Genomic DNA, 18,675 nt, shown 5'->3' with positions numbered 1-18,675 from the left:
CGTGGAGAATGACTGGCCTCAATCGTGAGAATGCAGACCAAGCCCTCGACGTTCTCAATACATACTGAGCGCGACGCGAAGCCCGCTGCCCAGGTTTGGTGCAGAGATCCGGACTTGAGCGGATGGGCATCTTTGAAATGGCATACTATGCTGTGGCTGCCTTGCGGACGGATTTCGGGCGTGCGCCCGGCAAGCTTTCGGTTGAAGACTGCGCAGCCGATGGCGACTTCGGTCTGCTGAACGGGAAGCGACCGGGCCGCAAACGCCGCCCGACGATCGATTGTATCGTCCGATGGCGGTCTCGACAGCGAGCGTTTGCCGTAACCGTTGGAGGCCTGCCAATTCATCCGGCAGTATCTGCTGATTACGGCGATATGCTGGTGCCGTTGGCCGGGTTCGTCACCCTCGACTTCATCTTCTCAAGATGATGGCGGCGGCAGGAGTTGTGTTTAAAAGGCATGGCTGCACTACAATTGCTACATCGGAAGCCAACCCACACCAACAAACGAACCGCGCACCAACGCCGTTCAGACTGTTCTCAGTATCCCATCCCGCCCATGCCGCCGTTGCCGGCCGGCCGGGCAGATTGTATTGAGGGAATGTCGGCGATCATCGCTTCGGCAGTGATCAAAAGTGCCGCGATTGAGCCGGCGTCCTGCAAAGCGGTCCGCACAACCTTCGCAGGGTCGATGATGCCGGCTTTGATCATATCGACATAGGTCTCCGTCTGCGCGTCAAAGCCCTGGTTGTGATCCCTGCTGTCGGTGAGTTTTCCCACGACGATCGAGCCTTCGACACCGGCGTTCTCGGCGATCTGCCGGATCGGAGCTTCCAGCGCCCTGAGCACGATCGAGATGCCCGCCGTGGCGTCCGCATTCGCTCCGGTCAGTCCCACCAGGACCGACCTCGCGCGCAACAGGGCAACACCACCGCCAGGAACGATGCCTTCCTCAGCCGCTGCGCGCGTGGCGTTCAGCGCATCGTCGATACGGTCCTTCTTTTCCTTGACCTCGATTTCGGTCGCGCCGCCGACGCGGATTACCGCGACGCCGCCGGTGAGTTTCGCCAGGCGTTCCTGGAGTTTTTCCTTGTCATAGTCGGAGGTCGTCTCCTCGATCTGTGCCTTGATCTGCTGGATGCGCGCCTGGATTGTCGCTTTATCGCCGGAGCCGTCGATAATCGTGGTGGTGTCCTTCTCGATCAGCACGCGCTTGGCGTGGCCGAGCATGTCGAGCGTGACGTTCTCGAGCTTGATGCCGAGATCCTCGGAGATCATCTGACCGGCCGTGAGGACGGCAATGTCTTCCAGTATGGCCCTGCGGCGATCGCCGAAGCCCGGGGCCTTGACGGCCGCGACCTTCAGGCCACCGCGCAACTTGTTTACAACCAGCGTCGCCAGAACCTCGCCCTCGACATCCTCGGAGAGGATCAGCAGCGGTTTGCCGCTCTGCACGGCCGCCTCGAGTATTGGCAGCATAGCTTGTAAATTGCCAAGCTTCTTTTCGTGGATGAGGATGTAGGGGTCCTCCAGCTCCACGCGCATCTTCTCGGCATTGGTGACGAAATAGGGCGAGAGATAGCCGCGGTCGAATTGCATGCCCTCGACAACGTCGAGCTCGGTCTCGGCCGTCTTGGCTTCCTCGACGGTGATTACGCCTTCATTACCGACCTTGTCCATCGCCTTGGCGATCATCTCGCCGACCGTCGCGTCGCCATTGGCGGCAATGGTTCCGACTTGCGCAATCTCGCCCGAAGACTCTACCTTCTTGGCGCGCGCCTGGATTTCCTTGACGACAGCAGCGACACCAAGGTCAATGCCACGCTTGAGATCCATGGGATTCATGCCGGCGGCGACGAGTTTGACGCCTTCGCGCAGGATGGAGGCAGCGAGCACAGTCGCCGTCGTGGTGCCGTCACCGGCGAGGTCGTTGGTCTTAGAGGCCACCTCGCGCACCATCTGCGCGCCCATGTTCTCGAACTTGTCGGCCAGCTCGATTTCCCTGGCAACTGCGACCCCGTCCTTGGTGATGCGCGGCGCGCCATAGGCCCTGTCGATGACAACATTGCGGCCCTTGGGGCCCAGCGTCACCTTGACGGCGTTGTTGAGCAACTCGACACCGCGCAGCATGCGATCGCGCGCATCAGTGGAGAATTTGATTTCCTTGGCAGACATTGTGTTCGTCCAGTTCGGTCTTGAGATTGCGGTCGGAAATCGACGGCCAGGCAGCTTTCTTGGCCGCGACGGTCTTTTCGACAACGTCCATGATGTCGGGCTCGTTCTTGATCAGGGGTGCCTCACCGTCGATCCTGAAATCGGTACCGGACCGCTTGCCGAGCAAGATCCTATCACCGAACGTGGCGTCGAGCGGAATCAGCTTGCCGCATTCATTACGGGTGCCTCGACAGCCGGCGATCACTTCGCCTTCCTGCGGCTTTTCCTTGGCAATGTCGCGAGTGATGATCCCGCCCTTGGATTTGAGATAGCCTTGCGCGCGCCGGATGACGGCGCGGTCATGCAGTGGACGGATTTTCATAGGGATTCTTTCTGCGGCCTGCACATAGGGCGGCTGCAATCCTTACATAGCACCTTTGGCACTCGATAGATAGGAGTGCCAAAATACATATTCCGCCGACATCGTCTCCTACCAATAGGGCTCCTCACCGATCGAGAGCGACCTCAACGCGCCAACGGAGAGGCCAGACGCGGCCGTCGGTTTTTCTCCTTTGCCCCAATGCGAGGCGGCAGCCACGTTGACTGTGGGCAGCAGCGTGGGATTTGGCTCCGCCGTCAAACTCGCGGTTTCGCACGCCAAAGAGAAGGATACCCGGTTGTTGCCGAGGAAATTCGAGACGGATCCGTCGGGATCAAACATCCTTGTCGAGTTCGGTGGCGTTTCGAAGAGCCTCTTGCATCCTTGAGCGCCAATGGGCACCGGATAACTTGAACCAGTCGACCACGTCGGTATCGACGTTGAGGGTGAGTTTCGTCGTGGAACCGTCGGAGGGCAACACTTTCTTCTTGAGCGCTCGCGGACGTTCCAGAACCTGCTGCACCAAGTCGCTGGTAGCTCGTGTGGAATTAGCTTTAACTATCTGCCAGCCTCATGCCTTTCTGATGCCATTTCTCGCCCCGAGCTGGCACGTGTTAGGAAGTGCAAGGATTCCCAAAGTAGCGTTTGTATGCTTCATACATGGACGCCTTGTGGCAAGGGCTTTATGGGGGATTGAGTGATCGGTTGCTTTTCAGGTGAGCGAAGCAGGCCTCTCATTAGAGCAGGCTTAGGGCTCATACCGCCTCCAGCCGGAACTGACCTCTCAAAGCTGGAACAGCTGGGAACACATTCGAGCCGTCGCGGAAGTGAAAGGAGAGTTCAATGTCTGGTGAAGCACGGTCTCCTCGTCTCGCCGTCCTGATCGATGCCGACAATGCTTCGGCTAAAATTGCCGATGGCCTGTTTGAGGAAATCGCCAAGATCGGAGAGGCCAGCGTCAGGCGCATCTACGGAGATTTCGCCAGTGGACGATCGAAAGCATGGATCGAAGTGCTGTCGCGTCACGCAATCATACCGCAGCAGCAGTTTGCGTATACCACCGGAAAGAACGCGTCTGATATCACCCTCGTGATCGACGCAATGGATCTGTTGCACAGCGGTCGCTTCGATGGCTTCTGTCTGGTCTCGTCCGATAGTGATTTTACACGTCTGGCGTCGCGGATCCGCGAGCAAGGCACCGATGTTTTCGGCTTCGGCGAGCAAAAGACGCCGGAAAGCTTCCGTCAGGCATGCCGCAGATTCATTTACACGGAAAACCTCCTACCGATCGTCGCGTCAAATGGTGCGGAATCGGCTCAGACGCCCACTCCGCTTCAGCAGCCGAAGGCCGCGACCCCCATCATCAAGAAGGTCATCTCCCAGATGGAAAGCGAAGACGGATGGGTCCCGCTTGGGTCCATCGGCACGCAATTGGCGAACCTGGCATCGGACTTCGATCCGCGAACCTACGGCTTTCGCAAGCTCAGCGATCTCGTGCGCAAGACAAACGCCTTCGATATCGAGCAAATGGAAGGCAAGCCGCTACGGATCCGCGTTAAACAACAAGCATCTAAAAAAAAGGCCTGAGTCCCCGCCATTCGAACTCCCGGAAGGTGTCGCCCTGTGCGTGACCGCCAAATGCGAGCCCCTTGCTAAGATCGCCTCTTGCCGAAGCCTGCTCGCAAGCTGGAGCATAGTCGACGCGGATCGATAGCACAGCTCTGTGTGTCGGGAGTGGCGCAAGACATTGCGAGCACCATCAGACCTTGTTTTGCTCAATGAGCGCTTCAATGGCATGAACCGCTGTGGGATAGCCTGTAGCCCCCAGACCCGCTATTACCGCAGTAGCACGCATCGAGACGTAGGAGCGGTGATAGATCGGTTCACGCCTGTGAACATTGCTGATGTGAAATTCGATGATCGGGCCTGGAAACATCTTTAACGCATCCAGCAAAGCAAGCGATGTGAACGTGAACGCGGCTGGATTGATGATGATGCCTGCAGCGTCCTCATCGATCGCTTCGTGCACCCATTCGATAAGCCGTTCCTCGCTGTTCGTCTGGCGAAATTCCACCGGCCGCTTTCCAGCCGCCTGCTTGCACCACGTTTCGATTTCGCCGAGTGTCGTGTAGCCGTAAATCTCCGGCTCGCGTTTTCCAAGCCGGTTGAGGTTTGGTCCGTTGAGAATGAAGAGGGGTTTGGGGTCTGTCATGATCGCTTTACCTGTTACCCCTGGTAGCCCGTGAGGCGCGGCAACCAGAGTACGAGGTCGGGAAAGAAGGTGATGAGCGCCAGGCAGAGCACCATCCAGCCAAGAAACGGCAACGCGTCGCGAATGATGTCGCGCACCGGCGCACCGGAAATGTTGGTCATGATAAAAAGCAACAGCCCGTAGGGTGGTGTAACCAGCCCCAACATGACGTTGACGACCACCATGACCCCGAAATGCACCATATCGATACCAAGCGCTTGCGCGGTCGGGATGAATACGGGAACGATAATCAGTAGGATTGCTGTCCCCTCCAGCACGCAGCCTAGCAGGAGCAGAAGGACGTTGACGAGGATCAGAAAGCCAATTGGTGACAGATCCCAACCCGTCAAAAGCACACGCAGTGTCTCCGGGATGTTCTCAATCGTGACAACGTAGTTGAAGACCAGCGAGCCGGCGATCAGCATGCCGATTGATGCTGTCGTCTTCGAGCTGGTCTTTAATGCGTCGTAGAAGGCCACCAACGAAATACTGCGATAGATCACGACGGAAATGGCCAGCGCGTAGGCCGCCGCAAGAGCTGCAGCCTCAGTCGGTGTCGTGATGCCCGAATAGATGCAGCCAAGCAGAACGACCGGCATCATGAGCGCCGGAAGCGCCTGCCAGGTGATCTTCGGGATATCGCGAAGCGGTACGGGGTCCTCCACCGGAAAGTTCTTGCGCCGCGCGGTGATTGCAACCTGCACCATCTGCAGAAGTGCCATCAACAGTCCAGGGATCATGCCGCCGATAAAGAGATAGCCGATCGATGCGTCCGAAACGAGCGCGTAGATTACCATTGGAATGGAAGGAGGAATGATCGGGCCGATGACGGAGGTCACAGCCGTCAACGCGGCGGCATAGCTTGGCGTGTAACGCCCGTCTCGGGTCATCATATTCTGCATCATGCGCCCGCTGCCCGCCGCATCCGCGATCGCAGAGCCGGACATGCCCGCAAATACGATGCTCTGCACCACGTTCACCTGCGCAAGGCCGCCGCGGAACCGACCAACGAGAACATTACAGAAGTTGAGAAGCCGCTCCGTCATCGAGCCGATGTTCATGAATTCGGCAGCGAGCACAAACAGCGGCACTGCAAGAATGATATAGTTGGAATACATGCCGTTCAGAAATTGCTCGGCCACCGTTCCCATGTCGGCTCCGACAAGAAACAGGTACAGGATCGAACCAACGATCATCGACAGCCCTATCGGCAAGCCCAAAAAGGCAAGAGCCGTGATGAGGACAATGGTAAGCGAAAAAGGACTGGTGAAATTCATACGCCGGAGCTCGCTTTCGTGGGATCGAAAGCGTCCGGCGCTTTGCCGAAGGCTGCCTGCCATGCAAGCCAGATGTAGCGCACGATCATTGCTACCGCAAAGACGACGTAGATCGAGTAGAGATAGTCGAAGCGGATCTTGAGATAGGCTGTCTTCTCGACCTTCATAAACATGACGTAGTCTATGACGGCCGGCAGCGAGACGCCGAAGGCGACGACAAGAGCCACGGCAAAAATCAGCGTCATGATGCGGCGGGCACGGGCGGACGCGCTAGCCCAGAAGAAATCGAACCGGATTTCTTCACTCTCGCCGATCACGAAAGCGGACCCGAAGAGCACTATCCAGATCCACAGAGCAACGCTGACTTCGTGCGTCCAGCCAATGGAGAGATTGAGGACATAGCGGAACAGGATCTGCAACAGAAACACGACGAACATGCCCAACAGCATGAGGGCCAAAATGTTTTCAGCCCGCCGGCGCAGCCACCGGCCAAAGGCAAGCAGTCTCTCGGACACGAAATTCCTCCTCACCTCACCCAATCGGCCGGGTCGAACCCGGCCGACATCTTTTTGTCGCTGATACGACTACAGGGCTGCTATTTTCTCGAGGATGCCTTCAGGCCACGATTTTGCGAGATCGGAGGAGAGATACTTCTCCTGTGCATGCTTCCGGAATGCGGCAATGTCCGGTTCATAGATTTTGAGGCCGGCTGCCTTGAACTCGTCGACCAGAGCCTTTTCCTGCGCCAGGTGCTGTTCCTGGCTCCAGGCCATCGCCCTATCCGCCGCCGCCTGGAACGCTGTCTGCTGTTCCGGCGACATGTCGGCCCACACCTTGCTGGAAACAGTCAGCAGATCGTAACCGATCAGATGCGAGGTCAGCACGATCTGCGACATCACTTCATAGAACTTCATGTTCTTGACGTTCGGAAGCGGATTGTCCTGTCCGTCGATCGCGCCGGTCTGCAGACCGGTATAGACTTCGGCATAGGCCATAGGCGTCGGATTTGCGCCGAGCGCAGCCCCCAGGAACTGCCAGGCGTCGCCACCCGGCATCCGAAGCTTGATACCGGCCATGTCGGCAGGTGTTGCAATCTTCTTTTCCGGTTTAAGCCCCACCTGACGTGCACCGAAATAGGTCGGACCCAAAATATGCACGCCGAGCTGATCTTCCGCCATTTTCTTGAATTCCGCGCCGGTATCGCTGTCGAAGAACGCCTTGAGATGGGCGGCATCGCGGAACAGATAGGCTGAGGTCAGCACAGACCATTCGGGAATCTGGTTTGAGATATCCTGCGGGGCGATATTGCCCATCTGCAGGTTGCCGCGCTGGAGAGCCACCAGTTCGGTGCCCTGCTTGAAGAGCGTTCCGCCATAGAACGGCTCCAGCGTGAAGCTGTCCTTGATGGCATCCTTGAAGGATTTCATCATCTCGGCGCGGATGTCCTGCTCGGAGAACACCGCCGAAAACTTCAGCACGGGTTTGTCCTGTGCAAATGCTGGGAAAGCAAAAGCCGCGGTCGCCGCCGCGGAAACGCCAAGAAAGCGGCGTCGGTCGATTTCAAAAACCATTGATTTTCCTCCCGTTAGCCGACCGTCGAGTGGCCGGTCTCTTTCCCACTTTCACTCTTCCCTCCTCGGAAGAGCACCTTGTTCATGCACGGACCAGTTAGTTAAAAAAGGCGCGGACAAGCGGCCAGCTATAGCCGGAGTTTCTGATGTTCAATATCTCATGTCAAATAATTTTTATCATAGATTTTTCATTTCATAGGATATAATTCGAGTAAGGGAGGAAACATGATCGTCCAAAATATACCATCGGAAACTGCGAGCGAGATGGCGTTTCGCCAAATCCGGAGCGATATCATCGCGGGCACATTATCTCCGCGTCAGAAGCTGAAACTCGACGACCTACGTGATCGATACTCAGTAAGCATCTCCACCCTCAGAGAAACCTTATCGCGGCTTGCCACCGAAAACCTTGTGATTGCCGAAGGGCAGCGCGGCTTCCATGTCGCACCGGTTTCCGCGAAGGAGCTGCGGGATCTCGGTGACATGCGCCTTCTGCTCGAGAGTCATGCTCTTGCTCTGTCTCTCGCCGCGGGTGACCTTGAATGGGAAGCGCGCGTTGTGGCAGCCAGACACAAGCTTGCCGCGGTGGAGCAGCGTTTGCTAACCGGCGACGTCGACCGAACGCCGGATTGGGTGCGCTACGACTGGGAGTTCCATCAGGCGCTCGCGTCGGCTTGCGGCTCTACGGTGCTGATGGAAACGCTGGCAACGACGTTCGATCGATTTCTACGCTACCACTTGCTTGCGCGCAGCTTCCGGGGGAAACCGGTTACGGACGATCATCGCAAACTCTTCGACCTTGCCATGGCCCGCGACGTGGAAGGCGCAAGGTCTATGCTGCGCCAACACGTGGAGCACGGCATCGATCACGTGCTACGCACCGGTCGGTTTGACTGAATGCTTCAACGGAGACGGGAGATTGGAAAAGCGAGAACAGGTATCGCGCAAAAATGACCCCGAAAGAACGCGAGAGAACATTCTGGCCGTCGCGACGGAGGAATTCGCCGCTCATGGGTTAGCAGGCGCCCGGGTCGACGCGATCGCGGAGCGAACGCGCACATCCAAGCGCATGATCTACTACTATTTCATCAGCAAGGAAGACCTCTATCTCGCTGTCCTTGAGAAGGCCTACCGCAAGATCCGCTCACGCGAGGCCGATCTCCAGCTTACCGAAATGCAGCCAGTCGCGGCGCTGCGGACGCTGATCTCAAACACCTTCGACTACGACGAAAACCATCCGGACTTCGTCAGACTGGTGAGCGGCGAGAACATTCTCCTGGCCGCGCACATGCGTCGCTCCACCGAGATTGCCGACCTCAACGTCTCGATCATTCGAACGCTGACGGACATTCTGGAGCGCGGCAAAGCGGATGGAAGTTTTCAGCGTGAGATCGACGCAATCGATCTGCATTTGCTGATCAGCGCCTTCTGCTTCTTCCGGGTCTCCAACGCCCATACCTTCAGTACGATTTTCCAGCGCAATCTTTCGGAAACTGCCACGTACGAACGGCATAAGAAAATGATCGCGGACGCTGTAATCACTTACCTGCGTCTAGCAATATAAATTATCGCTCTCGAACGGATTCGAACCAGCTTCTATTGATGTATCGCTAATTAAGCGAATGCGTTAATTAACAAAAATGCCGTTTCGCTTATTAAGACGTAGTGCTGTTTAACTTCAGCACAACAATCGACTTGGGAAGCCATGGTCAACAAAGACCCCAACACCAACGGGCGACTAGGTCGCTTCGTGGAAACCGCCCTAGGTGGCGAACTAGACAGGCGTTTGTGCCGCCTCTCCTCCCTCCGGTTCCGTTCGATGATGATGTAAACTACACTGCTTGCGAAGACTTCGGCCAATGGCGGCTTTCGGACCGTCGCATCAGGTGACTTGGCGTGATGCCGAACTGCCGGCGGAAGGCCGTCGCGAAGTTGGCCGCGGAAGAATAGCCCGCAACAACACTGGCCTCCAGGACAGTGGCTTCGCCGTTGCTCAAGGCCGCGAAGGCCTGTGCCAGTCTCAGTTTGCGCACATATTCGAACACGCTCTGGTTCTCCGCGATTCGGAAAAGACGCTGCAGGCCGCTCGCGCTGATACCGGCGGCACGCGAGATCACTTCAACATTGAGCGGGTCGGCCCATCGCGCTGCGACGTAATTCTTGGCGCGATCGAGGCAAATGGCATCCTGCCGCGTCAGAATCATGCCGGTCGGTTCACGCCGGCTCGCCTGCAATGCCGCTGCCATCGTTTCTGCCACAAGTTCCACGGCGCGGCTTTCGAGATAGAGGTCGCGCATTGCGGGCAAAAGCGGTGGGGGCGCGAAGATCTGGCGAACGATCTCTATCAGGCGAGGAGTGACGGTCCAGCGATGTTCGAAGAGGTGTTCGCGGAGAAGCCTTTCGCCGCCCTTGGTGTCGGCGACTTCATCGAGCGCGTCGAGATGCAGCCATTCCGGCGTCGCGGACACGACGAGATGGCGCAGGTGCTGTCCTCCCAGAGAGGCACGACTGAAACTCTCAGGGGAGGCGTTCATGATCGCAACGCCCTGTACGACGCCGCCATGCGCATCAAAATGAAAGTGGCGGTCGCCGATTGAGAGATCGACATTGCCGTCCAGAAAGAAGATGCAGGAAAGTTCCTCGCCAAGACGCGACGTGGCGGTGAAGGGCCGCTCCTCGATCGCATCGCTGACATGCAGCACGAGCCCACGGCGGAGTTCTCGGTGCAGGAATTCTCCCCTCATCAATGTATCGTCGGGAGAAAGTCCGTCGGGGCTTTCGAGGACGATCCCGTCCTGGCGCAAGAGATCTCGGACACGGAGGTGCCGCCTCGTGCGGCTCTCATCTGCCTGCACCTCGCCCTCGGCATCAGGTTTCAGGCCATTGCCGTACCGGCATACTGAAGTTGTCATTTCCAACCCTCGCGGCTTGTAGTGCACACGGCATTCACCAGCAACCTTGCAGCGCCATTGAAGATGGCAGTCCGAACAGGACATTTGCCGTCACGCAAAGATATCAGCGCGTTGCGCAAAGGACCCGCCGTTGCCCGTCGTGGAACAATTGCCCTAAAGCAATAACTTAACTTGATTTAATCAGTCAAGTTTAACAAAAGATGCAATCGACTTGGGGTAGGATCATGACGAGCGAAGACGGCAGGTTTGGCAAAAGACGCGACGCGAAAGAGCGTGCACGCACGTTCGCTGCGCACCGCAAAGAGACCCTTTTTGCCTCGACATTTGCTGGCGTCCTCGGTCTCGCGGCACCTGTGTTGGCACAGGATGTGGCCCCGGGAACCCGGCTCGAGGCGATCACCGTAACTGCTTCTAAGGACAACCCAAGGGGGCCGGACAATGGGATTGTCGCCAAGCGAAGCCTCAGCGCGTCAAAGACCGATACTTCTCTCCTCGAGACGCCACAGGCAATCAGCGTCGTCACGCGTGACCAGATGGACGAGCAAGGGGCGAACACCGTGTCGGAGGCGCTGCGATACACTCCGGGTGTGTTGACCGAGAGCAACGGCTACGACATCCGTTACGACTGGCTCTATATCCGCGGCTTCAACACCTACGGTACGATGTGGCTCGACGGACTGGTGCTTCCGGGCGACCCCAACAACTATGCCACTCCGGCCGTGAACCCCTACGCACTTGAGCGCATCGACGTCATCAAGGGGCCGGCGTCGGTTCTCTACGGCCGGGCGGTCCCAGGGGGGCTCGTCAACCAGGTCAGCAAGCGGCCGCAACCGGAGCGCCATAACGAGGTAGGCATCCAGACCTCGTCTTTCGGTGGCATCGAAGGGATGTTCGACTTCACAGGACCGGTCAGCGAAGGAAGCGACTGGACCTACAGGCTTACCGGACTCGGCAAGAACATGGGCAGCCAGATCGATCGAGAGCAAGAACGCCAGCTCATGCTTGCGCCGAGCTTGACCTGGGCGCCGACCGACCAGACACAACTCACTCTTTATGGCTACTATCAGAAGGATCGCCCGAAGGACTTCAACCCCCGTTTCTACCCGGCGATCGGGACACTGATCGACAATTCATTCGGACAGATCCCACGAGAGCTCTATCTCGGCGATCCCAACGCCAGCATCTTTGAACGCAATTTCTATACGCTCGGATACGAATTTTCCCACGAGTTCAACGACACCTGGAGCGTGCGTCAGAACCTGCGCTACGGCCGCGCGAGCCAGAACATGTTCCTCGCCCTCGTCAACCCGGCCTTCGCCTATCGGCCCGACGGCCATACCCTCAATCGGGCTTCGGCAGTGTCGGATGATTGGCTGACAAGCTTCAACGTCGACACCCAACTGGAAGCCCGGTTCGATACCGGTGCCCTCGATCACACGGCTCTCTTCGGCATCGACGTCCTCCGGGCCGATTCGTCGACCAATTTCGGCAACGGCACTGTCGGAGTGCCGCCCCTCGACTATCTCGACCCGGTCTACGGCACCGCACCGATACCAGTCCCGGCCATCCAGCGCTCTGGCCTGCAGAAGCAACGGCAGGTCGGCTTCTATGCCCAGGACCAGATCCGCTACGACAACTGGGTAGGGACGGTCGGCCTGCGCTACGATCTCTCGGACATTGATACCCAAAACCGCCTGGCTCCGGATCGGTCGACCGTCTCCAACGATGATCGCGAAGTGACGTGGCGGGCCGGCCTCTCCTATCTCTTCGACAACGGTATCGCTCCCTACGTCAGCTATTCCACCGCCTTCTTGCCGGCCCTGGGTGCCAGCCGGTCCGGAATGCCCTTTGAGGCGCAACGGGCCGAACAGTACGAAATTGGCGTGAAGTTCGAGCCGCCGGGCGGCTGGGGCATGATCACGGTCTCACTGTTTGACTTGACGCTCGAAAATGGCCTCACGCCCGATCCTGCCAGTTCGCTCTACAGCGTGCAGACCGGCAAGCAGCGCGTGCGGGGATTGGAGCTTGAAGGGAAGTACGAGATCAGCCCCGAATTCGACGTCCTTGCCTCCTACGCCTATTCGGATTCCGAAGTAGTCCAGTCTACGAACGCGGCGGCCAGGGGCCGCGAGATGTTGAGATCGCCAGAGCATCAGGGCAGCGCCTGGATAAACTATCGTCCTTCTGCCATCGAGGGCCTTTCGCTGAGCGCCGGGGTGCGGATGACCTCGTCTTATCAGACCGACGCCACCTATCGAGATGATTTGCGCATCCCCAGCCGCGCACTGGTCGATATCGGCGCCGCGTATGACTTCGACGCCCTGCACAAGTCTTTCGAAGGCACGAAATTTCGCGTCAACGTCACCAATCTGTTCGACGAGGAGTATGTCTCGCATTGCCTGAACATTACCGGCGGAAGTTGCAACTACGGTGCTGGACGGGCGGTTACGGCCAGCCTGAACTACGCGTGGTAGGCCGCATGATCCTGAAAATGCCTGTCCAGACAACCGTCCCATTGGTCAGACTTGCGGCAGCATTCGTCATCGCGCTCTTCCTGGGCGTGCCGGCGGCGGCGGAAATCCGGCTCACCGACGCCGCAGGGCGTGACGTCCGCCTCGCAATCCCCGCCCAGCGCATCGCTACCAATGAAAGCCTGCTGCTCCTGTCGCTGGCGCTTATCGATCCGGATCCGGTTTCGCGCCTCGCCGGCTGGGCGGCGCCGCAAAGGATCGACAGAGGTTTCTACCAGTCGTTCCGCGCCCGCTTTCCCAGCATCGATTCTATCCCGGTGGCGGGTGGCGTGGTCGGTTCAAAGACCTCGCCTGAGGCCATTCTCGCCGTCAAGCCGGACGTCTTCGTCGTCTCTCTCTGGGACCAAAGCTGGACACAGGTCGCTGCGACACTGGAGGCCGCCGGGGTGCCGGTGGTATTTCTCGATGGCCCCGCCAACGATGGACGCGGCCCGGCAGAAACTACCATTTCCTCGATCGAACTTCTTGGAAAGGTGATCGGCCGAGAGGCGCAGGCCCATGCCTTTAGCGATTTTGTCCGGCCGCGTTATGCGCTCATCACGGATCGCACGCGCAATCTCAGGCGCCCTTCGGTCCTGATCGATGCCCACGCCGGCGAGGACTGTTGCTCAACGCCGGGGCGCGACAACCGCATGACTGAATATCTCAAGCTGGCCGGAGGCGAGAGCATTAGCGTCGGCGTGCCCGGCTACGACGGAAGGCTGAGCGCCGAGTACGTGCTGGAAAAGGACCCGGAGGTCTACATTGCGACCGGAGGACCGCACCTTGCGGCCCAGAACGGCCTCGTTCTTGGCGATGATATCACCGCGGATGCGGCATCGAGATCGTTCGCCATGCTTGTTTCGAGCGACTTGCGCTCCAGTCTGACAGCAGTGCGTAGCGGCCGTGCCCACGCAGTGTCCCATCAACTGTCGATCTCGGTTCTCAATGTTCTGGCCTTTGAATGCTACGCGCGATGGATTCATCCGGATCTGTTCACTGACATTGATCCGGCCGCGACCCTTGCCGAGATCAACAACCGGTTCTTGAGCGTGCCACTCGAAGGCACCTTCTGGCTCGACCTCGACGTTTCAAGGATCGCGCATTGACAGGAATGTCCCCATGGTAGGCAGAACCTATTCGGCTCAGGCATTGATTGCCTTGCCTAATCCTAAACCCGTCATAACCCGGCTTTGCCATCACATGCTCGAGCACGGCGCAGAGGTCAGCAGGCAGGCGGGCGAGGTTGTGCTGCGACTATCCGGCTGCACCGCCCGTTTTTTCGGCGAGGGCGCACGCACGTGCGTCGAGATAGAGGCGCCTGATTTCGAGCACCTCTATTTCGCGCGTATGACGATCGCCTCCCATATCCTGGAGTTCGCCGGAGAGGCGGCCCCCGAGATCCGCTGGAGCGGCGATAGCGACGGTCAGACACGGCCACCCAATTTCCAGGTCCTGACGGTCATCGGCAGTCACGACGTGACGCCCCATATGCGGCGCCTGAGGTTTCGCTGCCAGAACGCCGCCCGTTTTGCAGGTCTCGACGCGCTCCACCTCAATCTTCTGATCCAAAGACCGGAACTCCGAAGCCCGGTTTGGCCATCGGTGGCGTCGAGTGGCGTGATCGAATGGGAGGATCCGGACCACAAACCATTTTTGCGTAAATATACGGTCCGCTCCGTCGACGTCGAGACGGAAGAGATCGAGATTGACTTCGTGATCCACTCCGATGTCGGGCCTGGCTCTCGGTTTGCCGAGACAGTAGTCATCGGCACGGAAGTAGGCGTATTCGGACCTGGCGGCGGCGGACTCGTCGTGGCGGACTGGTATCTGTTTGCCGGAGATGAGACCGCCCTTCCCGCGATTGCCCGGATGTTCGCCAACCTGCCTTTTGCTGCGACGGGGATTGCCTACATCGAGGTGGCTGACGCCGAAGAAATCCAGGCTTTAGAGAGTTCGGCGGCGGTCGACGTGCGCTGGCTCGTGCGCAACGGGGCAAAGCCAGGAAGTCTGCTTGTCGATGCTGTCAGGAATAGCGAATTTCCGGAAGATGGCAGGTCGATCTATCTCTGGGCTGCGTGCGAACATGGCGCGTTCAAGACGATCCGCCAGTTCGTCCGCGAGCAGACGAAGCTAAAGCGCGACGAGCAACTTGTCGTCTCCTATTGGCGTGCTGGGACTTCTTCCTGACGCGCCTTAACCGGATCAGCTAGCCAATGAAGCAGGCCATACCCATTGCCGACCGCGGAATGGACCAACCACATTTAATGGGCTACCAGTTCCCGTCGATACTTTATGCGGATCTTTCGAGCACAAAGAAAGTCCGGCGTGGCAGCAGATCTTCGCCCCCTGACCAGAAGGAAGATGGCTTACGCGGCACGATCAAGACGCCAATTCAAAAGACCAGAAGCGAAAAGAATACCATGGCAGTCGAAGAGGTGCGTCTTGAATCTCTCCACGCCACGAACGGGCTCGCGACGGCCCCAGAGCTTTCAAACGGATCCGATCTGTTCAGGGTAGACGACTGCGCTTGCCGAGCTGGCAACGCGCTTTTCGGAGTAGTTAAGCAGGAACAAATAAGAAAGTGGTTCAGTTGATTCAGTTGCTCGACTCTCGAGGGGACCGCATTTAACATCTTCAGTAAGATCAGCAGGTCGCCATAAGGATAGGGAGAACACATGGCCGACTCCCTCGACCACGCACCGGCACAAGCGAAAAATCTGCCGCAGTTTCTGGCGCTGACCGTCGGGGCAATCGGCGTGGTCTATGGCGACATCGGGACCAGCCCTCTCTACGCCTTCCGCGAGGCACTGCGCCCGTTTGGGCCAGGTGGCGTCGGGCGGGACGAAGTCATCGGTCTCGTGTCGCTGGTACTCTGGACGCTGACCGCCATCGTGACCATTAAATACGTGCTCTTTCTGCTTCGCGCCGACAACGATGGTGAGGGTGGCACTTTGTCCCTGCTCGCCCTGTTGCTGAAGAAGGGCACCAAGTATCCGGTCCTCATGTTTTTTGCCGGCGTTCTCGGTGCCGCCCTGTTCATCGGTGACGCGATGATCACTCCGGCGCTGTCGGTGCTGTCGGCCGTCGAGGGATTGAAGCTCGTGACGCCGGCGCTTGACGACTACGTGCTGCCGATCTCTATCGTGATAATCCTGCTGCTTTTCGCCGTCCAGTCACGCGGGACCGGTGCTGTCTCGATTTTCTTCGGTCCAATCACCCTTATTTGGTTTCTGGTGATGGCAGCTGCTGGCATTGCGCATATAGGCGACGATTTGGCGATCCTTGCAGCCTTCAACCCGCTCTATGCGGTTGGCTTCTTGTGGGATGCCGGCCTCGTCGGCTTTATCGTACTCGGCGCCATCTTCCTTACCGTGACCGGCGCTGAAGCGCTTTATGCCGATCTTGGTCATTTCGGCCGGCTGCCCATCCAGTCGGCGTGGTTTACGGTCGTGTTCCCCGCCCTCGCGTTGAACTATCTGGGACAGGGCGCGCTGGTTTTGTCCCATCCCAATGTCATCGACAATCCGTTTTTCCTGATGTTCCCGAACTGGGCCTTGTTGCCGATGGTGATCCTTGCCACGGCCGCAACGATCATCGCCAGCCAGTCGGTGATCACCGGAGCCTTTTCGCTTATACGGCAAGCGATCCACCTCGGCTTCCTCCCCCGCTTCGAGATCTACTACACCTCGGAAACGCAAACGGGTCAGATTTACCTACCCTTGGTCAACACCATCCTTTTGACCGGTGTTCTCGCCCTCATGCTGATGTTCGGTAGCTCCGAAGCCCTTGCCCCCGCATACGGCGTATCCATTACGGGCGCGATGGTGATCGATACGATCCTCGCCTTCGAATTCGTTCGGCGCCAATGGGGCTGGTCCGCTTTGACAGCCATAGCCGTCTTGCTTCCCCTGTTCAGTCTCGAACTGGTCTTCCTCGGCGCCAATTTGTTGAAGGTTCACCACGGAGGGTATGTGCCCATCCTGATCGCCGGCATCTTGATCACGATGATGTTGACCTGGCGGAAGGGGGTCAGCCTGCTGCGCGAGAAGACCGCCCGTCACGACATTCCGCTGAGCCAGTTCATGGCCATGGTCGAACGAAAGTCCGAGCACGCTCCTGTCGACGTCCCCGGAACAGCGGTCTTCCTGACCGCTACGCCCGACACAACGCCGGCAGTTCTGTTGCATAACATCAAGCACAATCACGTCCTTCATCAGCACAACGTCATCATGACCATCAAGACCGCCAGGGTCCCGTATGTGCCCGAGAAGGACCGCTACACAATTACACAGCTGTCTGATCGGTTCAGCCTGCTGGAGCTGAGATTCGGCTTCATGGACGATCAGAATGTCTCACGGGCACTGGCGCGCTGTCGAAAGGGGGGGTTCAAGTTCGAGATCATGTCGACGTCCTTTTATCTCGGCCGGCGCAAGCTGATAGCCGACCCCCAGTCAGGACTGCCCCACTGGCAAGACAAGCTCTTCATCGCCATGGCCGACTCGGCGATTGATCCAACTGATTACTTTCATCTGCCCGCCAATCGAGTCGTCGAGCTGGGAGAGCAAGTCATTATCTAAAGTGCGCAGGCCACGCTTGGAAGCGGCATCACTGGGCCTCAGCCGCGGAGCTTGATCTGCACTCGATTGAAGGAACATTTCAACAACAAGAAGTTTGAAGAGCGTTCCTATTTCAGCAGGATGTTCTCCTCTGAAATGTTGGCTTAGCGGACCGTCAAGTCGACCAACTGCAGCGCTCCTTTTCAGTCTACCGGGCGCCCTGCTTTTCTCTTAACTTTCGACAGCTTCACCCGGAAACATATCGTCGGCTGCAGGGTTGAGCGCGACAGACAGAGGCAGGCCGAATGGGCCCGGTCAACGTCGCCGGCATCATGATCCTCTTGGTATCGTTACGATATTTGCCATGACCTGGCTCGCGGCCTGAGGAGTAAATCGGGACTGAGTTGCAATTAGATCAGCTGTTGAATCGCAAGAAAGCCGTAGATCGCGATCACGAGCAGGACAAGGACCAGCAATAGAAAAATTATCGTCGATCCTCTCTTGCCCATTCCGAGTGAAATAAGGGTTCACAAACGGGTTTGAATAGGACTGAAGTCTTACGCCAACGAGTTTCTGCAACCTCTGTGGGTCCTCTCTCGTCCTCCCTTTTAGAACATCCGGGCACTCCGCGCCGCGGAGGCTGGCTGGGATTGGCGGCCGTCGCTGGCGGTGCAGCGTGGTTGATCAACATTCCGCCCCTGGCATTTCACTTGAGCGCCGCACGATGAATCGGAAAATGGGCTCACCTTTACATAGACATGCAACGTACCCTTGGCAGGTCGCTTGGATACCCCAGGTGTTCGGTCAGATTGCTGAGGTTGCAACCCGATTTCCCGATCGCGCGCACCATATTCACGCGTTTCGTGCCGCCGTCCTCTCCGGAGGAGAGGCCGCCATACTACGAAATATATCCCTTCATTTCCAGAGCAGCGGTGGCCGTCTCCATCAACGACATGCCGTCCGTCGGACTGCCGAGCTAGAGCGATACGATCAACTCCGACGCCTGCGCGCCTCAGCAGAGGTGTTTAGCAGAGAGGTCGACCAGTCCCGAAACCGCCCCAAGC

Annotated in this window: 15 protein-coding genes and 3 pseudogenes; 9 read left to right on the top strand and 9 right to left on the bottom strand. The window is 58.1% G+C overall.

The window, feature by feature from the left end:
* Positions 1–145: 145 nt before the first annotated feature.
* The 4 genes and pseudogenes from J3R84_RS31940 to J3R84_RS31925 form a co-directional block, all read right to left on the bottom strand.
* Positions 146–413 (bottom strand): annotated as a pseudogene (locus tag J3R84_RS31940) (IS5/IS1182 family transposase); the annotation flags it as partial.
* A gap of 125 nt (positions 414–538) precedes the next feature.
* Positions 539–2,173: a chaperonin GroEL gene (groL, locus tag J3R84_RS31935; RefSeq protein WP_057210173.1), complete on the bottom strand. Its 1,635-nt coding sequence runs from the start codon at positions 2,171–2,173 to the stop codon at positions 539–541.
* Between the two features lie 49 nt (positions 2,174–2,222).
* Positions 2,223–2,534, bottom strand: a pseudogene (locus J3R84_RS31930) (co-chaperone GroES); the annotation flags it as partial.
* Between the two features lie 331 nt (positions 2,535–2,865).
* Positions 2,866–3,009 (bottom strand): BrnA antitoxin family protein, encoded by a 144-nt coding sequence (locus tag J3R84_RS31925; RefSeq protein WP_239637598.1) that lies wholly within the window; start codon positions 3,007–3,009, stop codon positions 2,866–2,868.
* Between the two features lie 365 nt (positions 3,010–3,374).
* Between J3R84_RS31925 and J3R84_RS31920 the strand changes: the two genes are divergently transcribed.
* Positions 3,375–4,118 carry an NYN domain-containing protein gene (locus J3R84_RS31920; RefSeq protein ID WP_057210170.1) on the top strand — a complete coding sequence of 248 codons (744 nt, stop codon included), beginning with the start codon at positions 3,375–3,377 and terminating at the stop codon, positions 4,116–4,118.
* A gap of 172 nt (positions 4,119–4,290) precedes the next feature.
* Here the strand turns inward: J3R84_RS31920 and J3R84_RS31915 are convergent, their stop codons facing one another.
* From J3R84_RS31915 to dctP, 4 genes are all read right to left on the bottom strand, one after another.
* A complete protein-coding gene (locus tag J3R84_RS31915; protein WP_057210168.1) occupies positions 4,291–4,743 on the bottom strand; it encodes a type II 3-dehydroquinate dehydratase in 453 nt (150 codons plus the stop codon).
* A gap of 14 nt (positions 4,744–4,757) precedes the next feature.
* A complete protein-coding gene (locus J3R84_RS31910; protein WP_057210166.1) occupies positions 4,758–6,059 on the bottom strand; it encodes a TRAP transporter large permease in 1,302 nt (433 codons plus the stop codon).
* On the bottom strand, positions 6,056–6,574 hold the full coding sequence (locus J3R84_RS31905; RefSeq protein ID WP_057210164.1) for a TRAP transporter small permease: 519 nt from the start codon (positions 6,572–6,574) through the stop codon (positions 6,056–6,058). The genes J3R84_RS31910 and J3R84_RS31905 overlap by 4 nt, the downstream gene beginning before the upstream one ends.
* 69 nt (positions 6,575–6,643) lie before the next feature.
* Complete coding sequence (dctP, locus tag J3R84_RS31900; RefSeq protein WP_057210162.1) at positions 6,644–7,630, bottom strand: TRAP transporter substrate-binding protein DctP; 987 nt, start codon at positions 7,628–7,630, stop codon at positions 6,644–6,646.
* Between the two features lie 264 nt (positions 7,631–7,894).
* Between dctP and J3R84_RS31895 the strand changes: the two genes are divergently transcribed.
* Together J3R84_RS31895 and J3R84_RS31890 are read left to right on the top strand one after the other, a co-directional pair.
* On the top strand, positions 7,895–8,527 hold the full coding sequence (locus J3R84_RS31895) for a GntR family transcriptional regulator (protein WP_373688558.1): 633 nt from the start codon (positions 7,895–7,897) through the stop codon (positions 8,525–8,527).
* 22 nt (positions 8,528–8,549) lie between these two features.
* Positions 8,550–9,194 carry a TetR/AcrR family transcriptional regulator gene (locus tag J3R84_RS31890; RefSeq protein WP_057210159.1) on the top strand — a complete coding sequence of 215 codons (645 nt, stop codon included), beginning with the start codon at positions 8,550–8,552 and terminating at the stop codon, positions 9,192–9,194.
* A 268-nt stretch (positions 9,195–9,462) separates the two neighbouring features.
* Here the strand turns inward: J3R84_RS31890 and J3R84_RS31885 are convergent, their stop codons facing one another.
* Positions 9,463–10,542, bottom strand: a complete 1,080-nt coding sequence (locus J3R84_RS31885) for a helix-turn-helix transcriptional regulator (protein WP_203529955.1) — start codon at positions 10,540–10,542, stop codon at positions 9,463–9,465.
* 224 nt (positions 10,543–10,766) lie between these two features.
* On the opposite strand from J3R84_RS31885, the gene J3R84_RS31880 reads away from it, so the two are divergent.
* The 6 genes and pseudogenes from J3R84_RS31880 to J3R84_RS31855 all read left to right on the top strand — a co-directional run.
* Positions 10,767–13,016 carry a TonB-dependent siderophore receptor gene (locus J3R84_RS31880; RefSeq protein ID WP_203529956.1) on the top strand — a complete coding sequence of 750 codons (2,250 nt, stop codon included), beginning with the start codon at positions 10,767–10,769 and terminating at the stop codon, positions 13,014–13,016.
* Between the two features lie 5 nt (positions 13,017–13,021).
* Positions 13,022–14,161: an ABC transporter substrate-binding protein gene (locus J3R84_RS31875; protein ID WP_225906548.1), complete on the top strand. Its 1,140-nt coding sequence runs from the start codon at positions 13,022–13,024 to the stop codon at positions 14,159–14,161.
* A gap of 13 nt (positions 14,162–14,174) precedes the next feature.
* A complete protein-coding gene (locus J3R84_RS31870) occupies positions 14,175–15,242 on the top strand; it encodes a siderophore-interacting protein (protein ID WP_203529957.1) in 1,068 nt (355 codons plus the stop codon).
* A 26-nt stretch (positions 15,243–15,268) separates the two neighbouring features.
* Positions 15,269–15,649 (top strand): hypothetical protein, encoded by a 381-nt coding sequence (locus tag J3R84_RS31865; RefSeq protein WP_057225189.1) that lies wholly within the window; start codon positions 15,269–15,271, stop codon positions 15,647–15,649.
* Positions 15,650–15,730: 81 nt separating this feature from the next.
* Entirely contained in the window at positions 15,731–17,632 is a 1,902-nt protein-coding gene (locus tag J3R84_RS31860) for a potassium transporter Kup (RefSeq protein ID WP_057225186.1), read from the top strand.
* Between the two features lie 737 nt (positions 17,633–18,369).
* A pseudogene (locus tag J3R84_RS31855) lies at positions 18,370–18,534 on the top strand (cysteine hydrolase); the annotation flags it as partial.
* Between the last annotated feature and the right edge of the window lie 141 nt (positions 18,535–18,675).

The organism is Ensifer canadensis (assembly GCF_017488845.2).
Lineage (GTDB): Bacteria > Pseudomonadota > Alphaproteobacteria > Rhizobiales > Rhizobiaceae > Ensifer > Ensifer canadensis.
The sequence above is the reverse complement of the archived record's forward strand: the minus strand, read 5'-3'. Positions and strand labels throughout refer to the sequence as shown.

Coding starts and splice junctions, on each gene's coding strand:
- groL (WP_057210173.1), bottom strand. CDS start 2,173: ATGTCTGCCAAGGAAATCAAATTCTCCACTGATGCGCGCGATCGCATG.
- J3R84_RS31910 (WP_057210166.1), bottom strand. CDS start 6,059: ATGAATTTCACCAGTCCTTTTTCGCTTACCATTGTCCTCATCACGGCT.
- dctP (WP_057210162.1), bottom strand. CDS start 7,630: ATGGTTTTTGAAATCGACCGACGCCGCTTTCTTGGCGTTTCCGCGGCG.
- J3R84_RS31895 (WP_373688558.1), top strand. CDS start 7,895: ATGGCGTTTCGCCAAATCCGGAGCGATATCATCGCGGGCACATTATCT.
- J3R84_RS31880 (WP_203529956.1), top strand. CDS start 10,767: ATGACGAGCGAAGACGGCAGGTTTGGCAAAAGACGCGACGCGAAAGAG.
- J3R84_RS31870 (WP_203529957.1), top strand. CDS start 14,175: ATGGTAGGCAGAACCTATTCGGCTCAGGCATTGATTGCCTTGCCTAAT.
- J3R84_RS31865 (WP_057225189.1), top strand. CDS start 15,269: ATGAAGCAGGCCATACCCATTGCCGACCGCGGAATGGACCAACCACAT.
- J3R84_RS31885 (WP_203529955.1), bottom strand. CDS start 10,542: ATGACAACTTCAGTATGCCGGTACGGCAATGGCCTGAAACCTGATGCC.
- J3R84_RS31920 (WP_057210170.1), top strand. CDS start 3,375: ATGTCTGGTGAAGCACGGTCTCCTCGTCTCGCCGTCCTGATCGATGCC.
- J3R84_RS31860 (WP_057225186.1), top strand. CDS start 15,731: ATGGCCGACTCCCTCGACCACGCACCGGCACAAGCGAAAAATCTGCCG.
- J3R84_RS31875 (WP_225906548.1), top strand. CDS start 13,022: ATGATCCTGAAAATGCCTGTCCAGACAACCGTCCCATTGGTCAGACTT.
- J3R84_RS31915 (WP_057210168.1), bottom strand. CDS start 4,743: ATGACAGACCCCAAACCCCTCTTCATTCTCAACGGACCAAACCTCAAC.